A 16,435-nucleotide genomic window follows, 5' to 3' on the forward strand; every position below is an offset into this window, starting at 1 on the left:
GCTTTGACCATGACCGACCTCATAAAATCTGCCGAAAACGCTTGCACGACCTGCCTGATTCCGTCCTGCATCGAGCGGTTGGGCACTATTTTCAACCGGCTTTCTCGCTGGTTTGATCGTCACCTGCACGGCTTGGCGCCGATCTTTCCACGCCTGTTGCTGGCTTACGAGTTCGGCGAAGCCGGTCTGGAAAAGCTCCACGGCGAGAATTGGTTTGCCGATTTGAGCTTTCCGTTTCCGTTCAGCTTATTGTCAGCCGACTTGAGCTGGACCTTGGCCGCCGGTCTGGAAATCATCGCCCCGATTGCACTAGTCTTAGGTTTTATGACCCGTTTCTTCAGCGCGGCACTGATGATGTTGACCGTGGTTGCCATCGCCGCCGTGCATTGGCCTACCGAATGGCACAGCCTGGCCGAATTATGGCAAGGCTATGCCATCACCGACCAAGGCCATGGCAATTACAAACTGCCGTTAATCTATTTGTTCCTGCTCGGCTCGCTGCTATTGAGCGGCAGCGGCCGGGTGGGCGTTGATGCCTGGTTAAAACGACGCGCTGCTTCAGTATCGGCAAAATCCCCGCAAAAGCGGGGATCGGGTTATTGATTATTCCGGGTTTCCGCTCGGACGGGAACGATCAAGATGAATCATTCTGCGCATACCTTGACCAGCTACGCGTTCAAGTACACTGCCGGCTGCCGCATTGCGCCGGTTCGTCCCAGGCTTCGGCCTGGAATGCGGGATCCAGCGGAGTATGAATGATATGGCTGGTGTAGTTGCTCAAGGTTTTGAACGCCACGCCCAGCAACACTTCCAATACCTGCGCCCGGCTGTAGCCTGCCGTGATAAATTTGTCCAAGGTTTGCCCGCCAACTACGCCGCGGTTTTTCACCACCGCGCGGCTAAAACTTGCCAGAGCGTCCAATTTGGCGTCCGGTAGCGGTTTACCGTTGCGCAAGGCTTCGACAATCGCCGGATCGGCTTTGACCATGTGTTTGGCGATCATCGAATGCGCAGCGACACAATAAGTGCAATGATTCTCGGCGCTAATGGCCAGCAAAATGACTTGCCGTTCGGTCGTGCTAAACGACGTTTGATCGAACAAGGCGGTTAATTCGATATAGGCTTTCAGAGCCGCCGGCGCTTCGGCCAAGCCGCCGTGCAGATTGGGCACGAAGCCATATTTTTTCAGCGAGCCTTCCAGTAAAGGTTTTGCCGTGGCATTGGCGGTCAGAATGGAATGAATTTGAAATTGGGACATGATGTCTCTCCTTTAATTTAAAAACACAAGGTGGAATGCCGATGCGAATTCGTTTCGACGGGAATAGGTTAAGAAAAACGTCCGGTTCATCCCATGCGCACGCTTCCGGCGTGCTTGTCCGAAATTCCGGGAATCAGCGATGGATGCCTTGACCTCGCTGATCAACGGCCTGAATCTACATGCCAAATTGGTCTACTCGGGTGGGGTGTGCGGGCGCTGGTTGATGGACCATAATTCGGAAACCTCGGTTTGGTTTCACTTGGTCAGCAAGGGACGCGGTTTTGTCCATTCGCCGCGCTGGCCCGACCCCTTGGCGCTGGATGCCGGCGATTTGATTCTGTTTTTGCCGCATGCAGCGCGACATTTTCTGTCGTACAGCGCCGAGGATTTGCCCGGTGATGCGACCGACACGCATATGACGCCTTGGCAGGACAGTGAAGCCGGTTTCGTCTGCGGCGAAATTCAATTGGCTGTCCCAAAATCCCTGTTATGGCAGGCGCTGCCAGCCGAAATCGTGATCCGGCAAACCGAGGCGGGAACAATCTTGACGCGATTGCTCGAACTGGTGATTGGCGAAGCCTCAACGCCCCGTTTTGGCAGCGATTCGGTCGTGGAGCGCTTGTGCGATAGTGTGTTCGTCTTGGCGATTCGTCATTGCATCGAGCAAGACTTGGTGCGCGAAGGCGTGTTTGCGGCCATGCAGGATAAGCGCTTGGCCAAAGCGCTGGGCTTGATCCACGAGCAGCCTTGGCAGGCCTGGACGCTCAGCGAATTATGCATTCAGTCCGGCGTTTCCAAGTCGGTGTTGTCGGAGAAATTTACCGCCTTGATCGGCTATTCGCCCATCGAATACCTAACGCTATGGCGCTTGCAAATCGCCGCTCACTGGTTGATGGAGCCGAGCATGACAGTGGAACGCGTGGCGGAAAGGTGCGGTTACGAGTCGGCGCCGGCGTTTAGCAAAGCCTTTAAACGCCATATTGGGGTCGCACCTGGCTCATTTAGACGCGCTTAGAAACTTATCTTCAAAGGAAGTGTTAGTTATTGAAAGGCCGAACTTAAAGCAAAAGCAACCATTCAACAGATTGATTCTGAGTTATTTTGGATGTCTTGTTCATTGGCCGATAGCGGCGCCGGTTTCGACATGCAAATGCTGACGGCAATCGGCGGCCGCGAACGCGCCATGCCTGAATGGCAAAGACTGTTCGATCAAAGCGGCCGGCGCCTGGAGCGGCGGGTCAGGCTGAGAGGCGTGGGGGCGTTGTTACTATGGCGACAAGCAGGCTGCCGGCGCGTCGGCTTGGCGTTCGCCGTGAATAGTATGGACAGCGGTTGCCCGGTCTCCGGATTTACGGGTTCGCGAATTTCGGCGATCTCGAAGCCGTTACCTGCGAATAAGTCCGCCCAACCGGCCAGGGTTCGGAAATACCACGGCGGCGGGTGGCTGAAGTCCGGGCTGAACCCCTGCCACGAGCCGGCGCGCCAGCCGTCTTTGTAAGGCTGGTCGCCGCAGGCTGCATGCGGATGCAGGGTTTGCACGATCAAGCGGCCGTGGGCATGCAATAAGCCGGCAGCGGCGGTAAACAGCGCTTCGACCGAGGTTTTTCCGAACAGGGAAAAATTGCAGACCAGTGCGTCGGCCTGAAACCGGAACCGGCCTTGGGCGATGTCCTGGTAAGACGCCAGGTAATAGGCTTCCGGGCCGGCTTGGCGGGCTTGTTCGATCAACGCCGGAATGGCGTCGACGCCGGCCGCCTGAATGCCTCGTTCGGTCAGTGCCCGTACCAGCCAGCCTTCGCCGCAGCCGATATCCAGTACCGACTGCGGCGCACAAGCGACGACGGCGTCGATGATGGCCCGGTCGGTGGCCAGGCGGCGGCCGGCGATTTGCCCTTCGCGTACGGCGGCCGTCCACGGCCCGGCATTGGCCGCCCACGACGCCAGAATGCGGCGGTCGTTGGCTTGATCGGCTGCGGCCGCAGGCGATTCGGTGTTATCGTTCATGCCGTCACGGCGCGCCTGCGGACCGCGATTAGCGCCATCACCAACACGCAGGCCGCCGCGATCGTCACCGGAAACAGCAGCGTGGTTGGGGAATAGTGCTCCAACGCCAGGACAACCAACACATTGCGCAGCGCAAACAAGCCGAAAAACCCGGGCGATTCGCTGTACGGTTGTGCATAAACCTTACGCAATATCGGCCCGAAACCCAGCACGTCGACGACCGTCAATACCGTCACCGCCCAAAACGGATCGGAGGTCAGATACCCCAACGGCAAGGCCGATAAAGCCGCGGCGAAAAAGCCCCAGTCGCTACGGGTAATAGTTAAGTCGCCCCGCCGCCGAAAGGCCAGAAACGCAATCAGAATGGTCAAACTGCCCGACACGCCTATGGGCCAAGCACCGACACCGCCGCGGTCCGCCAGTTGCGCCAGGAACACCACGAAAGTCGTGCTTCCCCAAATCACCCAGGAAAACACGTGCGCTTGCACGGCGCCGCGCAAGATCGCGCGGATGTAAGGCAGCAATGCGACTATGGTTAAGGCAATGGCCATGGCGCTGAGTAAGGGTTTGAACGGCATTTTGATTCGGAACGAAGAGGCTAGCACGCATTCTAATCGGCAATGCGGCGCATGCCTATCGGCCGGTTGCCTGTTTCCGTAAAAAATTTGCATTCGGAAGAAGACTGCCGTCGCGCAGTGGCCGGCTAAGCGAGTCCGCCCGAAAATATCGGCTTTAACATAGCAATTACGGTCAGGATACCGCTTGCGGAGCATGGCAGAATAAGCTCCGCCTAAAAGATATTCGTGACTGCAGGAACAATGACCGAGCTAGCCAAACAAATCAATTCGTATCAAGAGCGAATGGACCGCGTATGCGACTACATCCGCGGCAATCCGGATGAAGAATTAACCGTTGACCGCTTGTGCCGGATTGCGCTGTTTTCCAAATATCATTTCCATAGGCAATTTTCTGAATATATGGGGATTAACGTCTTCAGATTTATTCAGTTAACGCGCTTGAAGCGGGCATCCTACCAGTTGGCATTTCGCCCGGATTTGCGGATTATCGATATCGCTTTCGAGGCCAAATTCGAAAGTCCGGAATCGTTTGCCCGCGCATTTAAAAAACAGTTTGGCCAGACGCCTTCGCAATTCCGAAAAGAACCCGACTGGCAAACCTGGCATCAAAAATACCGTTTACCCGGACCAAGAGGAAAAATCGACATGCAGGTAAATATCGTGGAATTTGAACAAACTAAAGTCGCCGTGTTAGAGCATCGCGGAGCGGTTGATACCTTAAACGACTCGATAGCGGTGTTTATCGAATGGCGCAAGACCAGCCGATTATCGCCGCCAACCACCAGCAATACCTACGGACTCGCCTACGACGACCCCGAAACCACGGCTCCCCGTGATTTCAGATTCGACCTCTGCGGCTCGGTCCAAGCGGATGTACCGGACAATCCGCAAGGAGTCGTCACCAAAACCATCCCGGGCGGACGTTGTGCGGTGATCCGCCATGTAGGCCCACACGAAGCGATGGACGATAAGATACGTTTTCTGTATCGGACATGGCTGCCGGAAAGCAATGAAGAATTAAGGAATTTTCCTTGTTTCTTTCATTACCTAAACCTGTTTCCGGATGTGCCGGAAAATGAATTAGTCACCGACATCTATTTGCCTTTGAAAGACGCTTGAATTCCGGCATCATGCCGGCGGCGGCCGGAGCCGCTCATATCAACTCCTTTAGCTGGTTTTTGCTTTCGGTGTTGTTGGGATAAGCCCGACCTACGCCGACTTAGCATGCACCGGTCGGAACAGGGTTTATTGTTTATGAGTTTTACAGATAAGTCGTTCTAATAATATCGTTTTATTTCAGAAACCGTTCTCTGTATTCTCCAAACCGTATTAACGGTTTTCGAGGAACGAGAGATGATCAAGAGCACACTAGACGCCGTCAGAGACGAGTTGGAACGTGTCCTTTACCTGAATCTGGACGACTTCCGGCTGGAAATCGAACAGGATGAAGTATTGAGCCGCTTCATCGGTTTGCGTTTACGCAGCGCGTTTCAACCGATTTTCGACACCCGAACCTCCGAAGGCTTATTGGGATACGAAGCCTTGCTCAGACCTTCCACAGGTGTTGAAGCGGTTACCCCCGGCCTTGCTTTTAGCGTAGCGGACAACGAAGGCAGACTGGTTAAACTGGACCGAGTTGCCAGAACGTTACACATGCTCAACTACCTGACGCTACCCGAAAGACGCGGCAAGCTGTTTTTGAACGTACATTCGAAATTATTGGCTAGCGTGACCGCGCACGGCAAAGTATTCGAACAAGTGCTGCATAGGCATTCGGTGCCTACGCGAGAGGTTGTGATCGAAATCAGAGAAAATGAGGTCGATTCGGATAGCACCTTGCTGCATGCGGTCGATAACTACCGTGATCGGGGTTATCAAATCGCCATCGACGACTTTGGCGGCAAACATTCGAATATCGACCGACTTTGGAAACTGTCGCCGCATTTCGTCAAATTGGACGTATCGCTAATCAAGCAAGCGCAGAACGATAGCAAGTTGCGGCGAGCATTACCCAATCTGATCGAATTGGTACATACTCTTGGCGCACAATCCATTATCGAAGGCATAGAAAACGAAATTCAATTGGACATTGCCCTCGAAAGCGGCGCCACACTGTTGCAAGGTTATTATCTGGGGCGCCCGGCCGACGCCAAACAGTGGCAACAGCCGCCGCATACAGCGTCAAAGTCTGCGTTAATGTCCGGCGCGCCGCACCATTTCGGCAGTTTTAGTTTATCGGCACAATGCTGAGTTGAATTGCCTTGTCGTCATTGCCTCCGACAAGCAATCTGTCCCGCCCAAGTGGCGGGATTTTTTTGCCGAACAGCATGAATAGGCATCCGCTCTCATTCACGAAAAAAATAATCCATGTGGTACCCCGATAATTTGCAATCCATTGGCCGCACGCCGCTGATTCGCCTTAATCGTTTGACCGAAGGCTGTAAAGCTAAGGTGTTAGCGAAGGTGGAAGGGCGCAATCCATCCTATTCGGTGAAATGCCGAGTCGGGGCTGCACTGATTTGGGATGCAGAACGCCGAGGTTTGATCCGTCCAGAAACGATTTTACTGGAAGCCACCAGCGGTAACTCCGGCATCGCATTGGCGGCCATGGCGGCGGCTCGCGGTTTGTCCGTGACCTTGACGATGCCCGACAACATGAGCCAAGAACGGCAACGCCTTCTGAAAGCTTACGGCGCCCAATTGATTTTGACCGATGGACAACTCGGCATGCCGGGCGCCATCGCCAAGGCTCAAGCGTTGGCCGCGGCAGACCCGGATCGTTATCTATTGTTGGAGCAATTCAGTAATCCCGCCAATCCCGCCATTCATCGCCAAACCACCGGCCCGGAAATCCGGCGCGACACCGAAGGCGACATCGATATCTTCATTGCCGGGGTCGGTACAGGGGGAACCCTGACCGGCGTCAGCCGCTACTTGAAACAAGATTGCGGCCATTCACTTTTGTCGGTTGCCGTAGAACCCGCGAGCAGCCCGGTACTGACACGGCATACGGTGGGATTGCCATTGAAAGCCATGCCACACGCCATTCAGGGCATAGGTGCAGGCTTCATTCCCGAAAATCTGGATTTGAGTTTGGTCGATGCCATCGAAACAGTGGAGGATGAAGAAGCCATCGAATTCGCCCGCCGCCTGGCGAAAGAGGAAGGCATTTTGGCCGGTATTTCCAGCGGCGCGGCTGTGGCGGTTGCATTGCGTTATGCCAGGCAAGAACCATTCGCAAAAAAAACCATCGTCGCCGTCCTGCCGGATTCGGGTGAGCGCTATTTGACGACTCGGTTATTTTAAAGATAGTCGGTATGAAAAATATCGATATTAATATCTATTATTGGCATATCGTCAGTTTAGAGATGGTTATCGATAATTACCGTTTTATTTGATCCTCTATTTTGATTAAGATTAATTCCAGCGAATAAATCATTCAAATATTAGGATGAATTAAATGAATACAACCCTTGATGCAGACTTTATTAAATTACCGGAAAATCAAGAAATAGCACGACAAATCATTACCATATTGCAGGACATTCGTTTCGGCTCGATTGAAATCGTCGTGCATGACGGACGTATTGTTCAAATCGATAGACACGAGAAGTTTCGAATAAAGAACTCGGCCATTAATCATTAATCCTATCTACCGTACCCTCGGCGATACCACTCAAAGAAATAATCGGCGGATTGACCGGATAACCGGAAGCAGCTGAACGATCAAGGAATTTATCGACATGACACAGAAACGAAAACGGGCGCTGATATTGGCGTCAACCGGCGTTTTTGCGCCTTCGGCTTGGGCGGAGGAAGGTTCTATCATCGAATCGGCCTACGACCGAGCCGAAAAGGCGTATTTTTCCAAAGAATGGAAGGAATTGCCCGACGAAGTGCTGATCCGGTCAAGCCGAATCAAATGGAACCGCTTGGCCAAGGCCGCATTGAACCTGCCGGAGTGGATGGAATTCAGCTTAAGCCAACGCACCCGTTACGAAAATGTTTCCAATAACTGGCGAGACGGCCAGCGAGACGCCAACAACTCCCAGTTGCCGCTGCAATCGCGCGTCCACATCGGGGTAAATCATGGCCCCTTCTGGCTGATGTTCGAAGGCCAGGACGCACGTACGAATTTCAACCAGCCAGGCGACTTTATCGGCCGCATGATAGACGAGTTCGATATCCTGCAGTTGTTCGGTTCGGCGACCTTTAAAAACGTGTGGGATTCGGGACTCAGAACCGATTTGCATGTCGGCCGTTTTACCCTCGAGCTTGGCAATTCCCGGCTGATCGGCCGGAATGACTTTCCGAATACCACCAATACCTTCGACGGCGGTCATTTTGCTCTGGGGAACGACAAAGACTGGCGGGTGCGCGCGTTCTTAACAGCGCCGGTTACCATTTATCCCACTTCCCTTGATCGCAGCAGCGACAAAAACCTGTTCTGGGGAACCGCGTTCGAATCCAAGCAATTGAAGTGGCTGAACGGCGAAGTTTATTATCTCGGCATCAGCGACAGCGAGGATCCCGCTAAAAGCCGGAATTTTTCAACCTTCGGCGCGCATGGCTACCGAAAAGCGGTCAAAAAGAAGAGCGATTTCAAGGACGGCGAGTTCGGCCGCTGGGATTACGACTTCGAAAGCGCGGTGCAGACCGGCGAGCGCAGGGGCAAAAACCAATTCGCTTGGATGGGCTTCGCCGACGTCGGCTACACCTTCAATGCGCCCTGGATTCCGCAACTGGTCGCCGAATATACCTATGCCAGCGGCACCGCCGATCCAAGCGGCAATGAAAGCCATACTTTCGACAGATTATACGGCTTACGCCGTGCGGATTACGCACAGACCAGCCTATACGGCCCTTTCGGACAATCCAATATCGAAACCGCCGGTTGGCGTCTGACGGTAAAACCTAAAGACGACATCAAGGTTTACTTCAAATACCACGCCAACTGGTTGGCCGAGGCTAAGGATGCTTTAGACGGTTCGGCCTTGCCGGGCTTCAAAAATCTGCAGGACAAAAGCGGCAGCTCCGGACGCTGGCTAGGCAACGATATCGAACTGATCGCCGAATACGATTTCGGCTCCAACTGGATTCTATCGGCCGGCTATTCGCATTGGTTCAAGGGCGATTATTTCGATCGCCTGGCCAGTCTGCCCAACCGCGGCGGTTTGCCGCAAGACGGCGAAAAAGACACCGATTATTTCTTCGCCCAGACCCTACTCAGATTTTAAACCCGGCTTTTTACCGGTTCATTCAAGAGAACTACCATGAAAACACTGAAAACCCTTGCTTTAAGCGCATTGCTTGCGAATTTGTCGTTCAGTCCGTTGGCGCAGGCCGATCGATCGTTGTTGAACGTGTCTTACGACCCCACCCGCGAGTTGTATCAAGAGTACAACCGGGAATTCAGCAAACACTGGAAGGAAAAAACCGGCGAAACCGTCGAGATCAAACAATCGCACGGCGGTGCCGGCAAACAGGCCCGCGCGGTCATAGACGGACTGGATGCCGACGTGTTGACGTTAGCCTTATCTTACGACATAGACCAAATCGCCGAGAGAGCCGGCGTATTGAACAAGGACTGGCAAAGCCGCTTGCCCAACAACAGCGCGCCATATACGTCCACTATTGTATTTCTGGTACGTAAAGGCAATCCGAAAGGGATTAAGAACTGGGATGATCTAACCAAGGAAGGCGTATCGGTCATCACCCCCAACCCCAAAACCTCGGGCGGCGCCCGCTACAACTATCTGGCGGCCTGGGCGTTTGCGGAAAAGAGTCTCGGCAGCAAGGATGCCGCCAAGGACTTCGTCAAAAAACTGTACAAAAACGTACCGGTACTCGATTCCGGCGCGCGCGGTTCCACCACCACCTTCGTGCAGCGCGGTATCGGCGACGTGTTGATCACCTGGGAAAACGAAGCCTTTTTATCGGTGAAAGAACTAGGCCCGGATGAACTCGAAATCGTCGTGCCGCCCACTAGTATTCTGGCTGAAACGCCGGTCACGGTCGTGGACAAGGTCGTCGACAAGCACGGCACGCGCGATTTAGCCGAGGCTTATCTGGAGTACTTGTATTCGCCGGTCGGACAAAAGTTGGCGGCCAAATACTACTATCGTCCATCCAAACCGGAATTGGTCGATCCTGCCGATTTGGCCCGCTTCCCGAAACTGGAACGCTTCTCGGTAAACGACGTTTTCGGCAGTTGGAAAAGCGCCCAGGAAACCCATTTCAACGACGGCGGTACCTTCGACCAAATTTATACCCCTTGATCGGTGCTAACTGTTGCGGGGATGGTGACAGCCGTCCCCTCTTCGCCGCCACTTCCGGCGGACAAAAAACGGATGAGAGATATCACACCGCTGTTTTTTAACTTAAAGAATTTATCAATTTATGCCCCAAAGTCACATCATGCCCGGTTTCCGCCCTGCGCTGGGATTTACCTTGCTTTATTTGACGCTGATCGTGTTGATTCCGCTCAGCGCCTTGTTGCTGAAAACCCTGCAACTCAGCCTGGACCAGTTCTGGGCCATTTTGACCAACAAGCGGGTCGTCGCCTCGTTTCAGATCAGTTTCGGCGCGTCATTACTGGCGGCGGCGATTGCCGCCGTATTGGGCTTCGTCATCGCCTGGACCTTGGTGCGTTACCCCTTTCCCGGCAAAAAGCTGTTCGACGCGATAATCGACTTGCCGTTCGCGCTGCCGACCGCTGTCGCCGGCATCGTGCTGGCGACTCTTTACGAGCCGAAAGGCTGGATAGGTCAATGGATCGCCCAGGCAAGCGGGATGCAGATCGCCTATAAACCGGCCGGCATCGTGGTGGCCTTGATCTTCATCGGCCTGCCGTTCGTGGTGCGCACGGTCGAACCGGTTTTGCAGGAATTCGACAGCGCCATGGAGGAAGCCGCCGCCAGTTTGGGGGCCGGCCGTTTACAAACCTTTCTGAAGGTGATTTTGCCCAATGTGCTGCCGTCGGCCATCACCGGCTTCGCGTTGGCGTTCGCTCGCGGCGTCGGCGAATACGGTTCGGTGATTTTCATTGCCGGCAACATGCCCTATGTGTCGGAAATCGTGCCGCTGCTGATCATCACCAAACTGGAACAGTACGACTACGCCGGCGCTACCGCCATCGGTTTGATCATGCTGCTGCTGTCGTTCCTGTTGTTACTGCTCGTCAACACGCTGCAATGGTGGGTGCGCCGCCGTAGCGGTCAACTGTGAGGAAAGTCCATGAACAGTTCAACCATTACTCTGAATAGACCGGCAAAAGATTTGAGTTTGGGCGACCCGCATTGGGTGCGCCGGCTGATGATTGCCGGCTCGCTGGCTATCATCACCTTATTGCTGATTCTGCCGCTGGCGGCCGTGCTGATCCAGGCCTTCGCCAAAGGCTGGCCAGCTTACGCCGATAGTCTGACGCATCCGGATACGCTGGCGGCGATGCGCCTGACTTTGCTGACGGCCGCCGTGACCGTGCCGTTGACGACCGTATTCGGCATCAGCGCCGCCTGGGCCATCGCCCGCTTCGAGTTTCCCGGCAAGAGCTTTTTGATCACGCTGATCGATTTGCCGTTTTCGGTGTCGCCGGTGATAGCCGGTTTGATTTATGTGCTGGTATTCGGCGCCCAAGGCTGGTTTGGCTCCTGGCTGTCGGCACACGACATCAAGATCGTGTTCGCCGTGCCCGGCATCGTGCTGGCAACGCTGTTCGTGACTTTCCCGTTCGTGGCCCGCGAACTGATCCCGTTGATGCAGGAAATCGGCCACGAAGAGGAAGAAGCCGCGCTGTCACTCGGAGCCAGCGGTTGGCAAACCTTTTTCAAGATCACCCTGCCCAATATCAAGTGGGGCTTGTTGTACGGCGTGCTGCTGTGCAACGCCCGCGCCATGGGCGAATTCGGCGCGGTGTCGGTGGTGTCCGGCCACATTCGCGGTCTGACCAACACCCTGCCGCTGCATGTGGAAGTCAGCTACAACGAATACGACTTCGTCGGCGCCTTTGCCGGCGCTTCGGTGCTGGCCGGTCTGGCGGTCGTCACGTTGATCGTCAAAACCCTGCTGGAATGGAAGCAGCAACAAGCCCTGAAAGCGGCCCGCGCCGCCAATGCCCCGACCTAACTAAACCGCATCGAGAGCGTTTCATCATGAGCATACAGTTAAACCACATCAGCAAACAATTCGGCGCCTTCACGGCTTTGGACGACATTAATCTGGAGATTCCGGAAGGCGATTTGGTCGCCTTGCTGGGCCCTTCCGGTTGCGGCAAAACCACGCTGCTGCGCATCATCGCCGGCCTGGAACAGGCCGACCACGGCGAGGTGTATTTGCAAGGCGCCAACGTCACCGCCCAGCCGGTCAAGGAGCGGCAGATCGGCTTCGTGTTCCAGCATTACGCCCTGTTCCGGCATATGACGGTGTTCGACAACATCGCCTTCGGACTCAGGGTCAAACCGCGCAAACAGCGGCCGACCGAAGCGCACATCAAGGACAAAGTACACTCGCTGTTGCAACTGGTGCAGCTGGATTGGCTGCACGACCGCTTTCCGGACCAACTGTCCGGCGGCCAGCGCCAGCGCATTGCCTTGGCCCGTGCCTTGGCCGTGGAACCCTCGGTGTTGCTGCTGGACGAACCCTTCGGCGCGCTGGACGCCGGCGTGCGCAAGGACTTGCGCCTGTGGCTGCGGCATTTGCATCAGGAACTGCATGTTACCAGCATCTTCGTCACCCACGACCAGGAAGAAGCCATGGAGGTCGCCAGCCGGATCGTGGTGCTGAATCACGGTAAGATCGAACAAAAAGGTTCGCCCAGCGAAATCTACGACCAGCCGCAAAGCGATTTCGTGTCGCGCTTCATCGGCCAGACCAATGTGTTTCATCTTAAAAATGAAGACAGCGTCTGGTTGCAAAACATGGGCATTATCATCGATGAGCCTAAAGGCATCGTGGCCCATGTTCGGCCGCATAACATTGGCGTGGAAAAGCTCACCGAACCCGGCTCTTCGCCGGTTTATCTGAAAGACTGGCAACATCTGGGCGGCACGATACGGCTGGAACTTAACCGCGACGGTCACAATGGCTCGGCCGCCATCATCTACGCCGAAATGCCGAACGAGCAATTTCGCGAGTTAGCCTTGCACAAAGGCGACAAGGTTGCGCTGCGGATCAAGCATGCGCATTGGTTTAATTGAATTGGCACAGATGCGCAGGGAAAGATAAGCATGAATTTCAATCAACTTGAGTTGCTGCGGTTTTTGCAAGAGACCAATTTCAACTTGTCCAAGGCCGGTGACAAGCTCAATGTGGTGCAATCCGCCGCCAGCCGGCAGATCCAGTTGTTGGAGGAGGAATTGGGTAGTCCGTTATTACAGCGGGTGGGGAAGAAGTTAGTCGGTTTTACCCCGTTAGGCGATAGAATCCTGAAAGAAATAGAGGCTATCGATTTGGCGCGGCGGAATATCCACAACATCGCGCGCGACTATAAAAACAACCGTAACGGCACCTTGCGCATAGCCACCACGCACACTCAAGCCAAGTATTTTTTGCCGGAGCCCATCGGACATTTTCGCGATGACTATCCGCAAATCAGCATTTACATGGTGCAGTCGTCACCCGACCAGATCATCGACTTATTGCATAGGCACCAAGCCGATTTGGCGATTTGTACCGAAAAACTGGATGCCGATGAAAAGCTGGTGATACTGCCTTGTTACGATTGGCATCATGTCGCGATCGTGCCGAAAGATCACCCATTGACAAAGACTCAAATAACCTTGAAACGCTTGGCCGTATTTCCGTTGCTGACATACTCGCCGGGTTTTACCGGACATTCCAATATCGAAAAGGCCTTTCACGAAGCGGGCCTGACTTTGGATGTCACGCTGTCCGCAGCCGATTCGGATGTCATCAAAACCTATGTAAGACAGGGTTTAGGGGTTGGCATCATAGCCGGCACGTCTTACGAAACGACCAATGATCAAGATTTGGAAGCCATTGATCTTTCGGATTTGATTCCGAAATCGCGCACTAAAATCGCGTTTCTCAAGCAATTGTATTTGCCGGGTTATTTGCAGCATTTCATAGGGCTCCTACAAACAGAAAGCAATTTTGATGCTTGACAGGCGTAGCGCGCGACTTTGAATCTAACAGCGGTTGAACATGTCGTCCAACGATTGGCTGTTCGGCTCGGTAATGTTATGCCCCTTCCCGCTCGGGTCAAGTTCGGCACGACACTAGCAGCGCCTCGTAGGCCGCCAGTGCCTCGAGGTGGTTGCTGTCGGCCCGGAGGCCGACATGTCCGTCGGGCCGCACGACCAGAAGCGTGACCTCGCTGACGCCAAGCCGGCCGGATGCGGCTGGCGCAATCCAAGCGCACTGATTCCGATCGTCGGATCGGGCAGTGAGCAGGACGCTCGCTTCGATGATCGACGCGGCGCGACCGATCCGTAGGGAGCTGTCGAGCTGTGCGAGTCTGTTGCAGCACACCGACAATCCCCCGATGATCAGCGCAGTGTGGTTGGCACGGAAGCACAGTTCGTGCAGCATGCAGGTCTTGCCGTTGGCGAGGTAAACCATGATGGTGTCGGGAACCCGCTGACCCGGCGCGAGCACATCGTTCTTATCTCCCATGACGATCGGTGAGTTGCCGTAGTCAATGTCGAGCTCCGCTTCGGCGATCGATTCGCGGTGCCGCGACGCCGGGTCGGCAAACACTTCTCGGAATGTTTCGTCGCGGCCGCGTCGTTCGTCCGGGTCGGTCATGCTTTGGGCGCGCTCAACCTCGTCACCCGAGGCGGTGACCGCCTCCGCCACCGGACGCCGCTCTGCGTCGTAGCTGTCGAGCAGGGCATGAGTGCAGTACCCTTGGCAGACGAGCGCCAGCTTCCAGGCGAGGTTAAACGCGTCCTGAAGGCCGCTGTTCATGCCGTGGCCCTGAGCAGGCGAGCAGACATGCGCCGCGTCCCCCGCTAGCAAGACGCGACCGGACCGGTACCGCGTTGCGACTTTCGAGTGGCATTGGAAGCGTGCCGGGTTGCTGACATCGTCGAAGCCGATCGTGGGAAGGTAGCGTTTGATCGTGGAAGCAGCATCGGTCACGAGGTCGGATTCGGGGGAACTCGGCCGCAGGTAGACGCGCCAGCGCCGATGGGGAAGCGCGGTCAGGATTACCGGGATCTCGTCCAGATAGGCGTAGTTGGCCTCGTACGAGTCTGGCCAGCCCGCAAGGGTCGCATCGAACACAGCCCAAGGCTTGGTCAGGTCGTACCCGGACATCTCGATTCCACTAAGCTTCCGGGTAGAGCTGTGGTATCCGTCGCACCCTACCACCCAGCGGACGAAGACTCGCTCCGTTGTGTCATTGCGTAGGATGGTCGCGATCAGGCCGTTCTTGTGATCCGCCAGTTCGACGAGCTTCGCGGAGCGAATGACCTTGCCACCCTGCCGGTGGAGGTACTCGGTCAGAATCGACTCGGTCACTTCTTCCGAGATGCCGATGTTGAACCCGTAGCGGCTGCCGCAAGTCGAGAGGTCGATCTCGCCAAGCACGCTACCCGCCGAGTGAAGTCGGGTCATGCGCTGCTTGACGCCTGCAGCTAGCAGAGGTTCGAGAATCCCCAGTGACTCGAATACCTCCAACGAGCGTGGGTGCACCACCGTCGCCCGGTCCCAACGCATCGGTGATGGATGTGCATCGATGACGCGACACTCGACGCCGCGGCGACAAAGTTCCGCAGCCAGGAGCAATCCGGTCGGGCCTGCGCCCACCACAAGAACACTTGCATCTGTAACCATGTCGAATCTGCTCGATGTTAACCGCTACGGCATGCGGCACAAAGAAGAGATCGCGCGGCTTCTCGACAAACGGCCAATAATATTCTCGGCATAGACTCACTCAACAGGTTTATACCAGGGGAACGCCGCAGCTTTTGGCAGTCCGAGTGGATTTGCATTGTTATGTTTTTTGCCAATTGTTGTTTTCCCCTTCGCACAAATCGATCTAAATCCATTTCCTTAAGAAGATTATCTCTCCTGAGACTCATCACTAATTTACCAGCGCTTGAATAGTCTAAATCTTGTTCATTGCCGGACATTAAAATAATTAACGGAGGTGGTCAATTAGCGCTTCTTGGTACGAGATATAGGGGTGGAAAACTTACAAAAGCAAACAAAAACGTGGACAATAGTTGAAGCAGGGCACGACTATCCAAAAATTTATCGGGAATTCGTTGAAGGGTTCCCTGACAATGAAATCGCACATGGATTTGATTGGGGCCACCGTAACATATAGGGGGTGGAGGCGCAAGCCAAAGCCGACAGACAATAGGCACCATTCATACACAGAGCTCGTTCCTCCGACGAATCGGTTTTACTCGTGCAATTGCGACCGAGTGATTTATCCAATTCGTCGTGTTGTTTCATCACGTCATTGGCTCTTGACTAATTCGGCACCCGGCGATCCGCCCGCGGCCCCGTCTAGCGTAGCATCATCGAAGGAACGGGAGCCTGCATGCCTACGATTGGAGAGTAGTCGCGACGCTTGCGCGTCGCGACCCTCGCAGAACCGGACTTGGAGCGTTACACCATCCGGCTC

General features: G+C 54.9%; 16 protein-coding genes. 12 read left to right on the top strand and 4 right to left on the bottom strand.

What is annotated here, in order from left to right; all coding sequences use genetic code 11:
* Positions 1–9 precede the first annotated feature (9 nt).
* Entirely contained in the window at positions 10–603 is a 594-nt protein-coding gene (locus ACW73I_RS17645) for an HvfX family Cu-binding RiPP maturation protein (protein ID WP_458030747.1), read from the top strand.
* Positions 604–676: 73 nt separating this feature from the next.
* Here the strand turns inward: ACW73I_RS17645 and ACW73I_RS17650 are convergent, their stop codons facing one another.
* The gene (locus ACW73I_RS17650; protein WP_458030748.1) at positions 677–1,258 is read right to left on the bottom strand and encodes a carboxymuconolactone decarboxylase family protein; all 582 of its coding nucleotides are present in this window, start codon (positions 1,256–1,258) and stop codon (positions 677–679) included.
* 139 nt (positions 1,259–1,397) lie between these two features.
* On the opposite strand from ACW73I_RS17650, the gene ACW73I_RS17655 reads away from it, so the two are divergent.
* On the top strand, positions 1,398–2,273 hold the full coding sequence (locus ACW73I_RS17655; protein WP_458030749.1) for an AraC family transcriptional regulator: 876 nt from the start codon (positions 1,398–1,400) through the stop codon (positions 2,271–2,273).
* A 194-nt stretch (positions 2,274–2,467) separates the two neighbouring features.
* On the opposite strand, the gene ACW73I_RS17660 is transcribed toward ACW73I_RS17655, so the two are convergent.
* Positions 2,468–3,262 carry a class I SAM-dependent methyltransferase gene (locus tag ACW73I_RS17660; RefSeq protein WP_458030750.1) on the bottom strand — a complete coding sequence of 265 codons (795 nt, stop codon included), beginning with the start codon at positions 3,260–3,262 and terminating at the stop codon, positions 2,468–2,470.
* Positions 3,259–3,840, bottom strand: coding sequence for a hypothetical protein (locus ACW73I_RS17665; protein WP_458030751.1), 582 nt, complete (start codon positions 3,838–3,840; stop codon positions 3,259–3,261). The genes ACW73I_RS17660 and ACW73I_RS17665 overlap by 4 nt, the downstream gene beginning before the upstream one ends.
* Before the next feature lie 240 nt (positions 3,841–4,080).
* Here ACW73I_RS17665 and ACW73I_RS17670 point away from each other — a divergent pair, with 240 nt between their 5' ends.
* From ACW73I_RS17670 to ACW73I_RS17715, 10 genes are all read left to right on the top strand, one after another.
* Entirely contained in the window at positions 4,081–4,959 is an 879-nt protein-coding gene (locus tag ACW73I_RS17670) for an AraC family transcriptional regulator (protein WP_458030752.1), read from the top strand.
* Positions 4,960–5,193: 234 nt separating this feature from the next.
* Positions 5,194–6,090: an EAL domain-containing protein gene (locus tag ACW73I_RS17675; RefSeq protein WP_458030753.1), complete on the top strand. Its 897-nt coding sequence runs from the start codon at positions 5,194–5,196 to the stop codon at positions 6,088–6,090.
* A gap of 117 nt (positions 6,091–6,207) precedes the next feature.
* A complete protein-coding gene (gene cysK / locus ACW73I_RS17680) occupies positions 6,208–7,146 on the top strand; it encodes a cysteine synthase A (RefSeq protein ID WP_458030754.1) in 939 nt (312 codons plus the stop codon).
* A 154-nt stretch (positions 7,147–7,300) separates the two neighbouring features.
* A complete protein-coding gene (locus tag ACW73I_RS17685) occupies positions 7,301–7,486 on the top strand; it encodes a YezD family protein (RefSeq protein WP_458030755.1) in 186 nt (61 codons plus the stop codon).
* A gap of 97 nt (positions 7,487–7,583) precedes the next feature.
* Positions 7,584–9,077, top strand: a complete 1,494-nt coding sequence (locus ACW73I_RS17690; RefSeq protein WP_458030756.1) for an alginate export family protein — start codon at positions 7,584–7,586, stop codon at positions 9,075–9,077.
* Between the two features lie 36 nt (positions 9,078–9,113).
* On the top strand, positions 9,114–10,118 hold the full coding sequence (locus tag ACW73I_RS17695) for a sulfate ABC transporter substrate-binding protein (protein ID WP_458030757.1): 1,005 nt from the start codon (positions 9,114–9,116) through the stop codon (positions 10,116–10,118).
* Between the two features lie 121 nt (positions 10,119–10,239).
* Positions 10,240–11,067 (top strand): sulfate ABC transporter permease subunit CysT, encoded by an 828-nt coding sequence (gene cysT, locus ACW73I_RS17700; protein WP_458030758.1) that lies wholly within the window; start codon positions 10,240–10,242, stop codon positions 11,065–11,067.
* Between the two features lie 9 nt (positions 11,068–11,076).
* Positions 11,077–11,964 carry a sulfate ABC transporter permease subunit CysW gene (gene cysW, locus ACW73I_RS17705; RefSeq protein WP_458030759.1) on the top strand — a complete coding sequence of 296 codons (888 nt, stop codon included), beginning with the start codon at positions 11,077–11,079 and terminating at the stop codon, positions 11,962–11,964.
* A gap of 26 nt (positions 11,965–11,990) precedes the next feature.
* A complete protein-coding gene (locus tag ACW73I_RS17710; RefSeq protein WP_458030760.1) occupies positions 11,991–13,034 on the top strand; it encodes a sulfate/molybdate ABC transporter ATP-binding protein in 1,044 nt (347 codons plus the stop codon).
* Between the two features lie 30 nt (positions 13,035–13,064).
* A complete protein-coding gene (locus ACW73I_RS17715) occupies positions 13,065–13,961 on the top strand; it encodes a LysR substrate-binding domain-containing protein (RefSeq protein WP_458030761.1) in 897 nt (298 codons plus the stop codon).
* Positions 13,962–14,058: 97 nt separating this feature from the next.
* On the opposite strand, the gene ACW73I_RS17720 is transcribed toward ACW73I_RS17715, so the two are convergent.
* Positions 14,059–15,636 (bottom strand): FAD-dependent monooxygenase, encoded by a 1,578-nt coding sequence (locus ACW73I_RS17720; RefSeq protein ID WP_458030762.1) that lies wholly within the window; start codon positions 15,634–15,636, stop codon positions 14,059–14,061.
* Between the last annotated feature and the right edge of the window lie 799 nt (positions 15,637–16,435).

The organism is Methylomonas sp. MgM2, assembly GCF_054172045.1.

Bases quoted from the DNA above. Each gene is read 5' to 3' on its own strand.
- ACW73I_RS17655 (WP_458030749.1), top strand. From the start codon at position 1,398: ATGGATGCCTTGACCTCGCTGATCAACGGCCTGAATCTACATGCCAAA.
- cysK (WP_458030754.1), top strand. From the start codon at position 6,208: ATGTGGTACCCCGATAATTTGCAATCCATTGGCCGCACGCCGCTGATT.
- ACW73I_RS17690 (WP_458030756.1), top strand. From the start codon at position 7,584: ATGACACAGAAACGAAAACGGGCGCTGATATTGGCGTCAACCGGCGTT.
- ACW73I_RS17645 (WP_458030747.1), top strand. From the start codon at position 10: ATGACCGACCTCATAAAATCTGCCGAAAACGCTTGCACGACCTGCCTG.
- ACW73I_RS17670 (WP_458030752.1), top strand. From the start codon at position 4,081: ATGACCGAGCTAGCCAAACAAATCAATTCGTATCAAGAGCGAATGGAC.
- ACW73I_RS17650 (WP_458030748.1), bottom strand. From the start codon at position 1,258: ATGTCCCAATTTCAAATTCATTCCATTCTGACCGCCAATGCCACGGCA.
- cysT (WP_458030758.1), top strand. From the start codon at position 10,240: ATGCCCCAAAGTCACATCATGCCCGGTTTCCGCCCTGCGCTGGGATTT.
- ACW73I_RS17685 (WP_458030755.1), top strand. From the start codon at position 7,301: ATGAATACAACCCTTGATGCAGACTTTATTAAATTACCGGAAAATCAA.
- ACW73I_RS17710 (WP_458030760.1), top strand. From the start codon at position 11,991: ATGAGCATACAGTTAAACCACATCAGCAAACAATTCGGCGCCTTCACG.
- ACW73I_RS17695 (WP_458030757.1), top strand. From the start codon at position 9,114: ATGAAAACACTGAAAACCCTTGCTTTAAGCGCATTGCTTGCGAATTTG.
- ACW73I_RS17720 (WP_458030762.1), bottom strand. From the start codon at position 15,636: ATGGTTACAGATGCAAGTGTTCTTGTGGTGGGCGCAGGCCCGACCGGA.
- cysW (WP_458030759.1), top strand. From the start codon at position 11,077: ATGAACAGTTCAACCATTACTCTGAATAGACCGGCAAAAGATTTGAGT.
- ACW73I_RS17665 (WP_458030751.1), bottom strand. From the start codon at position 3,840: ATGCCGTTCAAACCCTTACTCAGCGCCATGGCCATTGCCTTAACCATA.
- ACW73I_RS17675 (WP_458030753.1), top strand. From the start codon at position 5,194: ATGATCAAGAGCACACTAGACGCCGTCAGAGACGAGTTGGAACGTGTC.
- ACW73I_RS17715 (WP_458030761.1), top strand. From the start codon at position 13,065: ATGAATTTCAATCAACTTGAGTTGCTGCGGTTTTTGCAAGAGACCAAT.
- ACW73I_RS17660 (WP_458030750.1), bottom strand. From the start codon at position 3,262: ATGAACGATAACACCGAATCGCCTGCGGCCGCAGCCGATCAAGCCAAC.